We start from the raw sequence: 15,073 nt of genomic DNA on the forward strand, positions 1-15,073 counted from the left end.
GTACCGACGCTTCGGCTTACCGCTTTGTCTCGGCCAGAAACGATCGTGCCGCTTCGGTCGCGCGGTCCAGCGATTCTGCCACCGGACGCACATCGCGCTCGCGAAACTGGCTGAGGAACAGCTCGGACACGGTGGATTGATACACCTTCCACATCTGCTTTCTTAGCGCGCGGCCCTTGTCGGTGATCGTGGCGTAGGCCGCGCGTCCATCGTCCGGATCGCGCATGCGCGTGACCAGCTCCTCCTGTTCGAGCCGGTCGATCAGACGCGTGAGGTTGTAGCGCTCGATGGCGAGCACATCCGCCAGCTCGTGCATGCGTCGCGTGCCTTGCGGGCCGCTCTCCAGTCCCCACAGCGCGTCGTACCACGCATAAGCGGGCAGCCCGGCCTGCGCCAGACGACGCTCGATCTCGCGAATCATCGTGCGGTGCGCACGCACGAAAGAAAACCAGAGATCGGGTTCGGTCGTACTCATGGGTGTCCTTGTCGAATTCGGATGTCAGTTGCAGTTGCAATTGTACATGGCTAGAATGCTCCTCAATACGATTGCAATTGCAATCGATCTGTTGCCCTATTTCAAGGAGGCATGTCATGACTCAACCGCCCGTGGTGGCCGACGCCGCCATGCATTCCCCCGCTGCTGGGACCGACACCGATATTCAGGAGACGCGCGAGTGGCTCGACGCGCTGGAGGGCGTCACCACGGTGGAAGGTCGTTCGCGTGCGCATTTTCTGATCGACCGGCTCGCCGCCTGGGATTTCGCGCGGCACGGCGACTTTCACGGGCGGGTGACAACGGATTACGTCAACACGATTCCAACGTCGCGCCAGCCGGCTTACCCGGGCGACCTCGCCATCGAACGTCGCCTCAACGCCTACATTCGCTGGAACGCGATGGTGATGGTGTTGCGTGCCGGCAAGCACTCGAACGTCGGCGGGCATATCGCGACGTATCAGTCGGCTGCCGTGCTCTACGACGTGGGTTTCGACCACTTCTTCCGTGGCCGCACCGACACGTTCGACGGCGACATGATCTACATTCAGGGCCACTCCGCGCCGGGCATTTACGCCCGTGCCTTCGTCGAGGGACGCATTACGCAGGCGCAGCTCGACAACTTCCGTCGGGAAGCGGGACGTCAGGGCATTTCGTCGTATCCGCATCCGCGCCTGATGCCCGAGTTCTGGCAGTTCCCGACGGTGTCGATGGGGCTCGGTCCGCTCACCGCCGCGTATCAGGCGCGCTTCATGCGCTATCTCGAGTATCGCCACCTCAAGCCGCATCAGGGCCGCAAGGTGTGGGCGTTCCTCGGCGATGGCGAGATGGATCAGCCCGAAGCGCTCGCCGCGATTTCGTTGGGCGGACGCGAGCGGCTCGACAACCTGATCTTCGTCGTGAACTGCAATCTGCAACGTCTCGACGGTCCCGTGCGTGGCAACGGCAAGGTGATTCAGGAGCTGGAGGGGACCTTCCGCGCGGCGGGCTGGAACGTCATCAAGGTGATCTGGGGCAGCGGCTGGGACGCCTTGCTCGAGCGCGATACGCACGGCCTGCTGCGCGAGCGCATGATGGCCTGCGTCGACGGCGACTATCAGACGTTCAAATCGCAAAGCGGCGCATACGTGCGTGAGCATTTCTTCGGCACGTCGCCGGAATTGCTGGCGATGGTTGCGCACCTGAGCGACGACGACATCTGGCAACTCGCCCGCGGCGGCCACGACGCGCTGAAGGTGTATGCCGCCTACGCGCAAGCGATGCGCACCGAAGGGCGACCTACGGTGATTCTCGCAAAGACGGTCAAGGGCTATGGCATGGGCGAAGCGGGCGAGGGACAGAACGTCAACCATCAGTTGAAGAAGATGAGTGCCGACGCCGTGCGCGCGTTCCGCGACCGATTCGACTTGCCTGTGAGCGACGATCAACTGGCAGAGATGCCGTACCTTCGCCCCGAGCCGGACAGTCCCGAAGGCCGTTACTTCGCGGCCCGGCGTGCCGCGCTGGGCGGACACTTACCCGCACGCTTCGGCCTGCGTGCGCCACTGGCGATTCCGCCGCTCAGCACGTTTGCCGCGCAACTGAAGGACTCGGGTGAGCGGGAAATGTCAACGACGATGGCGTTCGTGCGCATTCTCACGACGTTGCTCAAGGACCCGGAGATCGGCAAGCGTGTGATTCCGATCGTGCCTGACGAATCGCGCACGTTCGGCATGGAGCCGTTGTTTCGCCAGATCGGCATTCATTCCCATATGGGGCAGCGTTACACCCCGCAGGACGCCGGGCAGCTCAGCTACTACAAGGAAGCGCTGGACGGGCAGATTCTTCAGGAGGGTATCAATGAATCGGGGGCGATGGCGTCGTGGATAGCGGCGGGCACGTCGTATAGCACGCACGATTTCGCCACGATCCCGTTCTATATCTTCTATTCGATGTTCGGATTGCAACGCGTTGGCGATCTCGCCTGGGCCGCCGGCGACGCGCGCACACGCGGCTTCCTGCTCGGCGCGACGTCAGGGCGCACGACGCTCATGGGCGAGGGGTTGCAACACGATGACGGCCACAGCCATGTGCTGGCCTCGGTGATTCCAAACTGTGTCGCCTTTGATCCCACGTTCCAGTACGAGTTGGCCGTGATTCTGCAAGACGGCATGCGACGCATGTACGTCGAAGATGAGGACGTCTACTACTACGTCACGCTGCTCAACGAGAATTTCGCGCATCCGGCGATGCCCGAAGGTGCGCAGGCCGGGATTCTCAAAGGGTTGTATCTGTTGCGTGAGGGCGTGGAGGAAGAGGCACAGGCGCCGCGAGTGCAACTGATGGGCAGTGGCGCGATTCTGCGGGAGGTGATGGCTGCCGCCGATCTGTTGCGCGAAGACTTTGGCGTGCATAGCGACATCTGGAGTGCGACGAGCCTGACCGAGGTGCGGCGCGAAGGGCTGTCCGTCGAGCGTTGGAATCTGTTGCATCCAGAGCAGGCACCGCGCGTGCCCTACGTTGAGCAGTGTCTTGCGGGACACAAGGGGCCTGTCGTGGTGGCCACCGATTACATGAAGATCGTCGGGGACCAGATCCGGCCGTTCGTGCGCGATCGCCGCTTCGTCACGCTGGGCACCGATGGCTTCGGTTGCTCGGACACGCGCGAATCGCTGCGCACGTACTTCGAGGTGGACCGGCACTTCATCGTGTTGGCTGCGCTGGGTGCGCTGGCGGACGAGGGGGAGGTACCGCGCGAGCGCGTGGCCGAAGCGATTCGCAAGTACGGGATCGATCCGGAGAAGCTCGATCCGGCAACGGTTTGAGGGGGCGGGGCTGATGGAGAGCGCCGGGGCTGGCCCGGCGCTCTCCATTCAGTCATCCATGCCCGCTTTTTCGATAGCGGGCGAGTCCGCCGACACGACGGCCAGCGCGGCAGACTGTGGCGCTGGCCGTTAGCCAATATGCGCGGCGTAGCCCGTCTGGCCGACGGCGATATCGTCCTTGAGCGTGAGTGCAGGAATGTCGTAGGCCCCGTGGTTCTGCCGGCGATAGGGAATCGGCGCCGTGGTGGCGAGCGTGTCGAGACGTTCGCCAAGCTCGCGCTCGATCCGGGCAAAACGCTCGGCATCAACCCGGCCGGTACGGAAGGCGACAAATGGCGGCAGCACATCGAACCCGGGATAGAACAGCATGCCGTGCTGAATCGGAAACAACACGTCGTCGATGGGCCCATTGATGCCGCGTGCGCTGTAGTGCGAGTCCCAGCCGCCGGTCGTGACAATCAACATCGCACGCTTGCCCGCCATCGATCCCTCGCCGTAGCGATCGCCCCAGTGCGTGTCCGAGTGTTCGCCCACGCCATAGGCAAAGCCGTAGGCGTACACGCGGTCGATCCATCCTTTCATGATCGCGGGCATCGAGAACCACCACAGTGGGAATTGCAGGATGACCGTATCCGCCCAGCGCAACTTCTCCTGTTCCCGGGCGATATCGGCGCGCTGTGTCCCGCGCTCGAACGCCTGCTTCGAGTCGAGCGATGCGTGAAACGGCTCGCTCGGGTCACGCTCCGGCGCGTCGTGCTCGTCGATGGTGGTCTTCCATTGCATGGCATACAAATCGGACACCTGTACGTGATGCCCGCCAGCTTGCAGACGTTGCACGGCAAAATCCCGGATCGCGCCGTTGAGCGATTGCGGTTGCGGGTGGGCGTAGACGATCAGCACATTCATTTCAAACTCCATGGCCATTCGGCACATTCGATTCAGGGAACGAGTGCAGAGTAGGCGTGCGGAAGGTATATTGGAAATGAATTCCTGATATGCCAGGTATAACCATGGTTAATTTGCGCCGTATCGATCTGAATCTGCTTGTTACGCTCGACGTTCTGTTGGCCGAGCAGAACGTCACGCGCGCCGCCGAGCGTTTGTTCATGTCGCAGCCGGCCGTCAGCGTGCATCTGGCGAAATTGCGCGACTTGCTGGACGATCCACTGTTGCTGCCGGGGCCGCGCGGCATGCGTCCGACCGCGCGCGCCGAGGCGTTGCGCGAGCCGCTGCGCGACGCGCTCGAATCGCTTTCGCGGGCAGTGGCACCCGCAGCGCCCTTCGAGCCGGCGAACGCCGACCTGACCTGGCGCATCGCCGCGACCGACTACACCGAATCGACGATCGTCCTGCCGCTGTTGCAACGCCTGCGCTCGGAGGCGCCGAACACGCGGCTTGCCGCTTTCGACCTGGCGCCGTCGCGGCTGACACGGCAAGCGGAGCAGGGCGTCATCGACATCGCCTTTCACACCACGGAGAACGCACCGGAAGGGCTGCGGCGTCAGGCGCTGTTCACCGAGCGTTATGTGTTGGTGGGACGCCAGGGACATCCAAAGCTCAAGCGGCGTCCGAGCGTCCGGCAGTTCTGCGAATTGGAGCACGCCATCGTTTCACAAGACGGTGGCGGCTTTCACGCGAGCACGGACGACGCACTCGCGCAGCTCGGGGTGTCGCGCCGCGTCGTGCTGTCGGTGCCGCATTTTCTATTTCTGCGCGCCGCGCTTGCGAACACCGATCTGGTCGCCATGGCTCCCGAGCGGCTGGTGCGTGGCGATCCTGCCTTGCAAGTGATGGCCCCGCCCGTGGACGTCGCCGGTTTCGAGATCTCGATGTACTGGCATGAGCGCGTGCATCGCGATCCGGCGCATGACTGGCTGCGGGCGTGCATCGCCAGCGTCGTGTAGCGGATTCAGTCCGGGTGTCGGGGTGTCGCCGGGATCGTCAGCGAGGACGAATGAGCGTGCGGCGCTCGTAATCGAGCGATCCCATCTCTGCCAGACGACTGATCGTGCGCGACAGATCGCGCCAGTCGCTCAGGGTGTCGAGCGCGGGGATGAGCGGTGCGTCCGAGGCGATCAGCAATGTACGCTGCCGGTCGTAACCGATGTCGATCAACCACAGAAATCGTTGCAACGTGTCCGGACGTTGCAAGCGCTCGACGTGCAGGTCGTCGACAATCAGCGATTGCCAGTGCTCGGCAAGCGCAAGGTAATCGAGATGCGACCGGTGGGCGACGCACAGGTCGTCGAAGCTCGTCCACAGCACATGCTTTCCTGCGCTTCGCGCGGGCAGAGGGCGGCCGGCCAACGTGACCTCCGACGGTGCCGACGCAGGCATGCCTTCCAACTCGGTGTACCGCATTGGCAAGACGTCGCGGGCGACATCCAGCGGCGCGATCCAGCGCGGCAGTCGTGCCGCTTCGCCGCCCATGCGGTAATCCGTCGTGCCATCGAAATGAATGATCGCAAAGTGTTGCAGAATCACCGCGATGGTCGGCTCGAAGCGCTCGTGAAACTCGGGGTCGGGCAGCAACTGCTGCGGTGCATAGTTTGACGTCAGCACCAGCCGCACGCCGCGCGCCAGCGCAATGTCGAGAAAGCGCCCGATCAGGAACGCGTCGGCAATGTCGTGAACGTGAAACTCGTCGAAGCAGAGCAATTCCACTCCTTCGAGCCAGCGATTGGCGACAGCGGCGAGCCGGTCGTCGCATGTCGGTTCCCGCACCAACTGGCGATGAACGTCACGCAGGAATTCATGGAAATGCACGCGCCGCTTTTCGCACACGGCCGCAGTGAACGCCGCGTCGACAACGAGACTCTTGCCACGTCCGGGTAAGCCGTAGCAATACACACCGTCGAACGCGGCTCGAGGCGTGCCTGCGCCCGTGAACTGGGTCAGTGCGGCGATAGCTTCGCGTTGTCGAAGGTCGGGGTGAAGGTGGCGCTCGGCCAGCGCTTGCGTTACGCGCGCGGCGTCGATCATGAAAGGGAGACTCCGGAATAGCAGGGCAGACGTAGGGTCGGCCGACGAGCGCCACTATACCGGTGCCGCGCAGTGCCGGCCAATACGGAATTCGGCACGCGGCCATCGCATTTTGGCATCGCCGGTCGGCTGTCTGGGGTACGAGAAATGCTGCTAGAATCGCCGCAAGGCCGATGTTGCCTGCCGCTCGCACCCGGTTGCCGGGCACGGTGAAAGCATCGCAGGAATCGCATGTCCGTCCCGTTCATCAGGCGACGAGCATCAGTAACGCGAGCGCTGATCGAATTCGTCGCTGCCGAACGTTATCAAGGATGGCAAACATGCGAACCTATCTCGACGCCAAAATCATGGCCAAGTCCCTGCGCGAGCGTCTCGCCCGCGAGGGCATCGACATCTCCCACGCACAAGCGCTGGAATCCGTTGCCGCCCAGTTCGGCTTTGCGGACTGGAATGTGCTCGCCGCGAAGCTCGCGTCTGTCGAGGGCGACGGCATCGTCTTCGACACCGTAGCGCCGATCCATCGCATCTTCGACGAAGCGAAGGCGCGCGAATTCTATGTGGACTTTCTGGGCTTCCGGCTCGATTGGGAGCATCGTTTCGCGGATGGCATGCCGCTCTACTGCCAGGTGTCCCGTGCCGGTTTGACGCTGCATTTGTCGGGCCATTTCGGCGACGCAAGTCCCGGTGCCACGACGTTCGTCTTCATGCGCGGGGTTGAGGCGTTTCAACGCGAGCTGTCCGGCAAGCGCTATCCCAATATGAATCCGGGGATCGAGTCGCTCGACTGGGGCAAGCAGATGACGGTGACCGACCCGTTCAATAATCACATCCGCTTCTGCGAACGCGACGACTGAGCGCGTCGGCGCTTGCGACCGGTCGTCGCGCCGGATGGCGATGACCGTCGTTACCTTTCGCGGTTATTCCCCGTAGCGCGGACCATCCCAGCCATCGAGGTATTTGGGCAGATCGTCCTGCACGTCCAGCACGCGGTGTCGATAGAACAGATGCATCGTCGGTTGCAGGCTGGCGGGCAGCGCTGCGTCGTGAGCGCGTGCGAGCAACGCGTTCGGCACGACGTACATCTCCAGACGATTGGTGCCGTGCAGCGTTTCGCCGCAGTCGGCACAGAAGCGCCGCGTCATCTTGCGCGACGGGTGGGCAAACGTTTGGATCGTGCCCGTCATCGATATTTGCGAGGGCGCCCAGGCGGTTGCGGCCAATATCGGGCTGCCGTAGAAGTCGCGGCAGGCGTTGCAGTGGCACAAGGCGCGCGCGGCGGGCTCGCCGGTCAGCGACATCGAGACCCCGCCGCATTGGCAGGCTACGGTGATCGTTGTGTCTGGCGGGGTTTTCGTGACTGTCATGGAAGCCTTGAATGTCCCCGCGATTACCGGGGTAGTGCGCAAGGATACGACGAATGCGCTAACGTATGTGCTCTGCGTATGTCCGCATCCCGAACGAGGAAGTCAGGCATGTCTCATCCCTTCGATCCAGAGCGCTATTTCCGGCGTATTGGCTATACCGGTCCGCGTGAAGCGACGCTCGACGTCCTGCGTGCCGTGCACTCGCTGCACCCGTTGGCGATTCCGTTCGAAAATCTCGATCCGATTCGCGGGCGGCCGGTGGCGGTCGACTTGCCGTCGATCGTCGCCAAATTGCTCGACGGTGGGCGCGGAGGCTACTGCTTCGAGCAGAACGCGTTGTTCGCCAACGCGCTGATGCATCTGGGGTTCGTCGTGACCCCGTTGATCGGACGCGTTGCCTGGGGGCGTTCGTTCGACGTGGAAGCGCCGCTCACGCATATGCTGTTGCGCGTCGATCTGGATGGCGAGGCCTGGCTGGCTGACGTGGGCTTCGGTTCCGTCACACTCACGGCGCCGCTGCGTCTGCACTCGGCAGAACCGCAATCGACGAAGCTGGAAACGTTCCGTTTGGAAACGGTCGGCGGGGACGATGGCGCGCCGCCGGGCGAATACCGCCTGAGCGTGCGTTCGGCACAGCGATGGCTGCCTGTGTATCGCTTCACGCCGAAGCCTGCCGAGTGGATCGATTACAAGCTGGGCAATTGGTACACGTCGAGTGCGCCGGATTCGATCTTTCTGAATCAACTCATCGTGTGCCGTGTACTGCCTGAAGGGCGGATCGCGCTGCTCAACACAACGCTCACCGAACGTTCCGCGCAGGGCGAATTCGTGGCGGAAACCAATATCGCGTCGGGCGCACAACTCGCACAGATACTGCGCGAGCGATTCGGTCTGTCGCTGGACGGTATCGATACCGATGCGTTGCACGACCGGGCGAGTGCGTGCGCGGCCAAGGCGGCCGGCTGAGCCACGTCGCTGGCACGTTGACGTCAAAAGAAAAGGCTGCCTCGCTCGGGAGGCAGCCTTTTTCGTTTGCGTTGCCTTAACTCCGGCCGCGCATCAGGGCATCAGTGTGCCGAGGTTGTGCCCGGCCACATCCGCACAGTCAGAGCGCCGAGGGCGGCCAACGTGGCGAGCGATGCCACGCCCGTCCAGCCCCAGAGTGCTAGTGCCTGCGCCCCGAGGGCGGCGCCAATCGACATGCCGATGAACACGCCCACGAACAGCACCGCGTTCAGACGGCTGCGGGCGGGGGGCTCGATCCCGTACACGATGGTCTGATGTGAAACCAGCGCCACCTGTACTCCAAGATCGAAACCGATGGCGCCCAGACCGATCAACCACAACTGCGCATGCGCGCCGAGCAACGGGGCGAACAGCATGGCGGCGAATGACACGGCCACCAGACCGGCCCCTAGACGCGTCACGATCTGCGGTCCTTTGCGGTCGGCGATCCGACCGGCCAACGGTGCGCCCAGCGCCCCCGCAGCCCCCGCCAGACCGAAGGCGCCCGCCGCAGCGGCGCCGAGATGGAACGGGGCTTCGTGAAGCATGACCGCCAGCGTCGACCAGAATGCGCTGAAGCCGACTGACAGCAAGCCCTGCGCCACGGCGGCACGGCGCAGCGCCGGATGACGACGCCACAGGCTGGCGACTGAGCCGATCAATTGACGATAGGTCATTTGTGTCGTCGGATGGAACGACGGCAGGCTACGCCATGCCACCACGCCAAAGCCCGCCACGCTGATGGCGGCCACGACGTACATCGCGCGCCAGCCGAAATTCTGCGCGACGAAACCCGAGACAACCCGCGAGAGCAGAATGCCCAGCAACAACCCGGTCATGACCGTGCCGACCACGCGACCCCGGATCGATTCGGGCGCGATGGCAGCGGCGGCGGGCACGATGTCCTGTGCCATCGTCGCGGTCAGACCGATCGCCAGACTGGCGACGAGCAGCGTTCCGATGCCCGGTGCGAACGCGGCGAGCAACAGCGCGAGCGTCAGAATCGCACCCTTGACCAGCACGATGCGACGGCGGTCGACGATGTCGCCCAGCGGCACCAGCAGCAAAATGCCCAGTGCATAGCCGAGCTGCGTGAGCGTGGGCACCCAGCCGACAGTCGTATTGGCCGCGTGGATGTCGTCGGTCATGATGCCGAGCATCGGTTGGGCGTAGTACAGCGAGGCGACGGTCAGGCCCGTGCCGGTGGCCAGTAGCAGGATCAACCGGGCGGACAACTCGGGCTGCGCCTTGGTGGCAGCCGGCGGGGGGCTGTTCGTGTCGGCCGCGTCGCAAGTTTGAGCGGAACGCATGTGAGGGACTCCAGTAGCGATGTGTGGGGCGTAGTGTCCCGCTTGGTGCGGTGCAGCGGTAGACCTATAATCCGTAGAACCTTTATACGTGTGACGTATGACAGAGCCCTTTCAACCCCTGCCGCCCAGTGCCGACGCCTCCGCCAGCCGGGGCGGTGGCGCCGACCGTGTCGAACTGATGCAGACGTTTGTGCGCATTGTCGAGGCCGGGAGTCTGTCGGCCGCCGCCGCGCTGCTCGGCACCACGCAACCGACCGTCAGCCGGCGACTGCAAATGCTTGAGCGTTCGCTGGGGCTGAGATTGCTCCAACGCTCGACACACCGCATGAAGCTCACCGAAGACGGCGAGCGTTGCTTCGCGCGGGCGAAGGAGCTCGTGACAAGTTGGGCGGCGTTCGAGGCCGATCTGCGTGGCACGGGCGAGGATCCGGAGGGCACCTTGCGCGTGCTGGTGCCGCATGCGTTCGGGCAGGAAATGATGGTCGGACCGCTGGCGGAGTTTCTTGAGCGCTATCCGGGCATGAAGGTGCAGTGGTTCTTGCAGGACCGCGAGCCCGATTTCATCGCCGAAGGACTCGACTGCGCGATACACGTGGGCGAGCTGCGAGACCCATCGAACGTGGCGATCTCGTTGATCGATGTGCCGCGCATCGCCGTAGCGTCGCCCGAATTACTCGCAGGATATGCGCCGCCCGCGCACCCCTCGGATCTCACGACGTTGCCGTGGCTCTCGCACTCGACGTTCTATCGCAACGACATCACGCTCACCCATGACACCACGCGGGAATCGGTCCGCATCACATTCGATCCGCGCATGAGTACCGACAATCTCTATGCATTGCGCAGTGCCGCAATGCGCGGGCTTGGGGTCTGTGTGTGCTCCGCCTGGGTGATGGCCGAGGACGTGGCGCAAGGGCGGCTGATCCAGCTCCTGCCGCAATGGCGTCCGACGCCGTTGCCGATGTACATCATCTATCCCTACGCGAAGTATTACCCGGCACGCCTGCGCCGTTTCATCGAAGCGATGCGCTGTGCCATTCCCCCCGTGATCGACGCCGAGCAGCGCAAGGTTCGCTGATCAGCGCCACTGAAGTTGCCCGGCGGTGCCTTGCAACAGGGCGTCGTTGCGCTGCGCTGCGTCGCGCAGATAGTCCCATAGCACCGTAATGCGCTTGAGGGTGCGCAACTCTTCGTGGCAGTAGATCCAGAAGCTGCGCGTGACGACCACATCGTCGACCAGCAACGGCACCAGCCGAGGGTCTTGCGCCGCCATGAAGCAAGGCAGGATCGCTAACGCCTCGCCCTGCAATGCCGCCTGATATTGCGCAATGACGCTCGTGCTGCGCAGCACGACATCGCATCCGGGCACGATGTCTTCCAGATACCGCAATTCGTTACTGAAGCTGAGTTCGTCGACGTAGCTGATGAACCGACGTCCACGCAGATCCGCGAACGTGGCGACGTTGCCGTACTGCTTGAGATAGCCGGGCGTTGCATACAGCAGCAAACGGTAGTCGCACAGCTTGCTGCACACATACGGCCCGCGTTGTGGCCGCTCGATGGTGATCGCCAGATCGGCCTCGCGCTTCGAGAGGCTCACGAAGCGCGGCACGGGCAAGACGTCGAAATCGATGGCGGGGTATTCGCGTTGGAAGCGTGAAAGCACGGGCGCGATGAAGTAGGTGCCGAACGCTTCGGTCGACCCGATGCGCACATGACCCGAGAGCGTTTGTCCCAGTCCGGCGACTTGCTCGCAGGCCGATTGCAGCGCTGTCTCCATCTGCTCGGCGTGCACGAGAAGCTGCTGACCTTCGGGCGTGAGGGCGAAGCCCGCGTTGCGCGATTTGTCGAACAGCAGGGTGCCCAGCGACTGCTCCAGCGCGCGCACGCGCCGCGAGACGGTCGTGTGATCGACCCCCAGACGCTGCGCTGCCGCACTCACTCGCTGCGTTCGCGCGACCTCCAGAAAGTACCGGAGATCGTCCCAGTCGGGCCGCGGTTCTGCGCTCGAAGCGCCAACGATGCCCGACGGGCGTGTTGCTGCAATGCGAGCCATCGCCCGGTCTCCTATGTGCATTTATGCACAAAGTAGATGCAGATTTTCGCTATGTAAAGCAAATTCGCACAAATACAATTTATGAGCGCCACGCATAGACGATGGCGACGAAAGCATAAGAGACCTGAAAGGACCTGAAGGAGACAAAGCGATGAAGATCAAGCCGTGGCTGCTCGCGCTGGGACTCGGCGCGGGCTTGGGGTTGACGTCGGTATCGGGGATGGCGGAACTGCCGAACCGTGCGGTGAAGGTGGGCGTGCTGACCGACATGTCGGGCACGTATTCCGCAATGGGGGGCGCCGGTTCGGTCGTGGCCGCGCAGATGGCCATCGACGATTGTCTGGCGGCCGAATGCAAGGGCATGAAGATCGATCTGGTCTCGGCCGACAATCAGAACAAGGCCGACGTCGCCGCCAACAAGGCGCGCGAATGGTTCGACCGCGACAACGTCGATGCGATTGCCGACCTGACGAATTCCGCTGCCGCACTTGCCGTCCAGAAACTGGCGATGGACAAGCAGCGTGTCGTGCTGTTCTCGGGCCCGGCGACCACACGTCTGACGAACGAAGATTGCTCCCCAACGGGCTTTCACTGGATGTTCGACACGTATTCCCAGTCGGCGGCAACCGCACGCGCGGTGGTCGGCGATGGCGGTAAGTCGTGGTACTTCATCACCGTCGACTACGCCTTCGGACATTCGCTGGAGAAAGACGCCGCGGATATCGTGAAGACGCTCGGCGGCACGGTGGTGGGCCAGTCGCGGCACCCGCTCAACGCGTCCGACTATGCGTCGTTCCTGTTGCAGGCGCAAAGCTCGAAGGCGCAGGTCGTGGCACTGGCGAACGGCGGGCAGGATACCGTCAACGTGCTCAAGCAGGCGCGTGAATTCGGCATCGTGCAACGCGGCCAGAAGCTCGCCGCACTGCTGGTGTTCCTGTCGGACGTGCATGCGCTGGGACTGAACACGGCGCAAGGCCTGATGTTTACCGATGGCTTCTACTGGGATTTCGACGACGCCTCGCGCGCCTGGTCGGCACGCTTTCAGAAGAAATACAAGGATCTGAAGCCGACGATGGTGCAGGCGGGCGTGTATTCGAGCGTGCTGCATTACCTGCGCGCGGTCGCTGCATCGAAGAGCGTGGATGCCAAGGTCGTCGCGCAGAAAATGCGCGAAATGCCGATTCGCGATCCGATCATGCATAACGCGTCGATTCGCCCGGACGGCCGTGTGATCCACGACATGTACCTGTTCCGCGTGAAGTCGCCCGCCGAGTCGAAAGGCCCGTGGGATTACTACACCAAGGTCGCGACGGTGCCAGCGACGGAGGCCTTCCAACCGTTGTCGAAATCGACCTGCTCGCTCGTGAAGACGAGCACGGCAGCGAAGTGAGCCTCGGCGAATCGCCATGGCGCAGGCGATTGCCTATCTTGTAAGTGCCGGCGGCGCTGCGTGCTCACTCGCCGCAGCCCGCCATTCCCCGAACCCCGAAGTGGCATAAGCCCCAAGGGCTAGCTTGCTTCCCGCATTCGTATCGCTCTGGAGAGTCTGTCATGTCCCTACCCACCATTCCGCTGCTCATCGACGGCAAACGTGTCGAGTCGAAGTCCTCGCAGTGGCGCGACGTTGTGAACCCGGCGACGCAGGAAGTGGTCGCCCGCGTGCCGTTCGCAACGCCTGAAGAACTCGAAGCCGCCGTGGCGTCGTCCAAGGCGGCTTACAAAAGCTGGCGCAATACCTCGCAAGCGAACCGCATGCGCGTGATGCTGCGCTTTCAACAACTGCTGCGCGATCACACAGGTGAACTCGCTGCGCTCATCACGCGCGAGCACGGCAAGACGTTGCCCGACGCCGAAGGCGAAGTCGGACGTGGCCTGGAAGTCGTCGAACATGCTTGCTCGATTGCGTCTCTGCAATTGGGCGAGTACGCGCAGAATGCCGCCGGTGGCGTCGATGTCTACACGCTGATCGAACCGCTGGGCGTTTGTGCAGGCATCACGGCTTTCAACTTCCCGGTGATGCTGCCGTGCTTCATGTTCCCGCTCGCGGTAGCCACGGGCAACACGTTCGTACTCAAGCCGTCGGAACAAGATCCGAGCGCATCGCTGCGCCTGGCGGAACTGGCGTTGGAAGCCGGGTTGCCGCCGGGGGTGCTCAACGTCGTGCATGGTGGCCCGGACATTGCCAACGCCATTTGCGATCACCCGGATATCAAGGCGGTGTCGTTCATCGGCTCCACGCATGTCGGCACGCATATCTATCGTCGCGCGTCGGAAGCGGGCAAGCGTTGTCAGGCGATGATGGGCGCGAAGAACCATTGCGTGATCCTGCCGGATGCGGATCGCGAGCAGGCCATCAATCATTTGCTGGGCGCGGCGTTCGGTGCGGCGGGGCAACGTTGCATGGCAACGTCCGTTGCCGTGCTCGTGGGTGAGGCGCGCGAGTGGGTGCCCGAATTGGTCGAGCGCGCCCGCGCACTCAAGGTGGGGCCGGGTACCGATCGCAAGGCGGATCTGGGCCCGGTCGTGTCGAAGCAAGCGCGTGCCCGCATCGAGAAACTCATCGGCGCCGGCGTGGAAGAGGGGGCAAAGCTGCTCCTCGACGGTCGTGGTCACACGGTCAAGGAAGCGCCGGAAGGCAATTTCGTCGGCCCGACCATTTTCGATGGCGTGACGGCCGACATGTCGATCTACCGCGACGAGATTTTCGGACCAGTGCTGTGTATGGCGGGCGTCGATACGCTCGACGAAGCGATCGCGTTCGTCAATGCCAATCCGAACGGCAATGGCGTGGCGCTGTTCACGCAGGACGGCGGCGCCGCGCGTCAGTTCCAGAACGAGATCGATGTCGGTCAGGTCGGCATCAACCTGCCGATTCCGGTGCCGGTCGCCTGGTTCAGCTTCACCGGTTCGCGTGGCTCGAAGCTCGGCGATCTGGGGCCGAACGGCAAGCAGGCCATTCTGTTCTGGACGCAGACCAAGACCGTGACGGCCCGCTGGCAGGCCCGGGGAACAGGCCCGTCGGGCGTGAACACCACGATCACGCTGAAGTAACGCACGCT

General features: G+C 63.4%; 13 protein-coding genes. 7 read left to right on the plus strand and 6 right to left on the minus strand.

Annotated features, from left to right (window positions below; all coding sequences use genetic code 11):
• Positions 1 to 16: 16 nt before the first annotated feature.
• The gene (locus tag PI93_RS07335) at positions 17 to 475 is read right to left on the minus strand and encodes a MarR family winged helix-turn-helix transcriptional regulator (protein WP_039370829.1); all 459 of its coding nucleotides are present in this window, start codon (positions 473 to 475) and stop codon (positions 17 to 19) included.
• Positions 476 to 624: 149 nt separating this feature from the next.
• On the opposite strand from PI93_RS07335, the gene aceE reads away from it, so the two are divergent.
• On the plus strand, positions 625 to 3,297 hold the full coding sequence (gene aceE, locus PI93_RS07340) for a pyruvate dehydrogenase (acetyl-transferring), homodimeric type (RefSeq protein WP_039371072.1): 2,673 nt from the start codon (positions 625 to 627) through the stop codon (positions 3,295 to 3,297).
• A gap of 129 nt (positions 3,298 to 3,426) precedes the next feature.
• Here the strand turns inward: aceE and PI93_RS07345 are convergent, their stop codons facing one another.
• Positions 3,427 to 4,203: an NAD(P)H-dependent oxidoreductase gene (locus PI93_RS07345; protein ID WP_039375847.1), complete on the minus strand. Its 777-nt coding sequence runs from the start codon at positions 4,201 to 4,203 to the stop codon at positions 3,427 to 3,429.
• Positions 4,204 to 4,307: 104 nt separating this feature from the next.
• On the opposite strand from PI93_RS07345, the gene PI93_RS07350 reads away from it, so the two are divergent.
• The gene (locus PI93_RS07350) at positions 4,308 to 5,201 is read left to right on the plus strand and encodes a LysR substrate-binding domain-containing protein (protein WP_236105642.1); all 894 of its coding nucleotides are present in this window, start codon (positions 4,308 to 4,310) and stop codon (positions 5,199 to 5,201) included.
• Between the two features lie 37 nt (positions 5,202 to 5,238).
• Here the strand turns inward: PI93_RS07350 and zapE are convergent, their stop codons facing one another.
• Complete coding sequence (zapE, locus tag PI93_RS07355; protein WP_039375799.1) at positions 5,239 to 6,279, minus strand: cell division protein ZapE; 1,041 nt, start codon at positions 6,277 to 6,279, stop codon at positions 5,239 to 5,241.
• Positions 6,280 to 6,599: 320 nt separating this feature from the next.
• On the opposite strand from zapE, the gene PI93_RS07360 reads away from it, so the two are divergent.
• Complete coding sequence (locus PI93_RS07360; RefSeq protein ID WP_039375852.1) at positions 6,600 to 7,133, plus strand: glyoxalase superfamily protein; 534 nt, start codon at positions 6,600 to 6,602, stop codon at positions 7,131 to 7,133.
• Between the two features lie 63 nt (positions 7,134 to 7,196).
• Here the strand turns inward: PI93_RS07360 and PI93_RS07365 are convergent, their stop codons facing one another.
• A complete protein-coding gene (locus PI93_RS07365; protein ID WP_039375803.1) occupies positions 7,197 to 7,643 on the minus strand; it encodes a GFA family protein in 447 nt (148 codons plus the stop codon).
• Positions 7,644 to 7,751: 108 nt separating this feature from the next.
• Here PI93_RS07365 and PI93_RS07370 point away from each other — a divergent pair, with 108 nt between their 5' ends.
• Positions 7,752 to 8,609 (plus strand): arylamine N-acetyltransferase family protein, encoded by an 858-nt coding sequence (locus tag PI93_RS07370; RefSeq protein WP_039375807.1) that lies wholly within the window; start codon positions 7,752 to 7,754, stop codon positions 8,607 to 8,609.
• A 101-nt stretch (positions 8,610 to 8,710) separates the two neighbouring features.
• Here PI93_RS07370 and PI93_RS07375 read toward each other — a convergent pair whose 3' ends face one another.
• Positions 8,711 to 9,958, minus strand: coding sequence for an MFS transporter (locus PI93_RS07375; RefSeq protein WP_039375813.1), 1,248 nt, complete (start codon positions 9,956 to 9,958; stop codon positions 8,711 to 8,713).
• A gap of 97 nt (positions 9,959 to 10,055) precedes the next feature.
• Between PI93_RS07375 and PI93_RS07380 the strand changes: the two genes are divergently transcribed.
• Positions 10,056 to 11,036 carry a LysR family transcriptional regulator gene (locus PI93_RS07380; protein ID WP_080759522.1) on the plus strand — a complete coding sequence of 327 codons (981 nt, stop codon included), beginning with the start codon at positions 10,056 to 10,058 and terminating at the stop codon, positions 11,034 to 11,036.
• Here the strand turns inward: PI93_RS07380 and PI93_RS07385 are convergent, their stop codons facing one another.
• Positions 11,037 to 12,014, minus strand: a complete 978-nt coding sequence (locus PI93_RS07385) for a LysR family transcriptional regulator (RefSeq protein WP_144400302.1) — start codon at positions 12,012 to 12,014, stop codon at positions 11,037 to 11,039. It lies immediately after the preceding gene.
• 151 nt (positions 12,015 to 12,165) lie between these two features.
• Here PI93_RS07385 and PI93_RS07390 point away from each other — a divergent pair, with 151 nt between their 5' ends.
• Together PI93_RS07390 and PI93_RS07395 are read left to right on the plus strand one after the other, a co-directional pair.
• Positions 12,166 to 13,404 (plus strand): ABC transporter substrate-binding protein, encoded by a 1,239-nt coding sequence (locus PI93_RS07390; RefSeq protein WP_039375818.1) that lies wholly within the window; start codon positions 12,166 to 12,168, stop codon positions 13,402 to 13,404.
• Between the two features lie 161 nt (positions 13,405 to 13,565).
• Positions 13,566 to 15,065, plus strand: a complete 1,500-nt coding sequence (locus tag PI93_RS07395) for a CoA-acylating methylmalonate-semialdehyde dehydrogenase (protein ID WP_039375824.1) — start codon at positions 13,566 to 13,568, stop codon at positions 15,063 to 15,065.
• The last annotated feature ends 8 nt before the right edge of the window (positions 15,066 to 15,073 follow it).

Origin of the sequence: Pandoraea fibrosis, from assembly GCF_000807775.2 — a bacterium.
GTDB classification, from domain to species: domain Bacteria; phylum Pseudomonadota; class Gammaproteobacteria; order Burkholderiales; family Burkholderiaceae; genus Pandoraea; species Pandoraea fibrosis.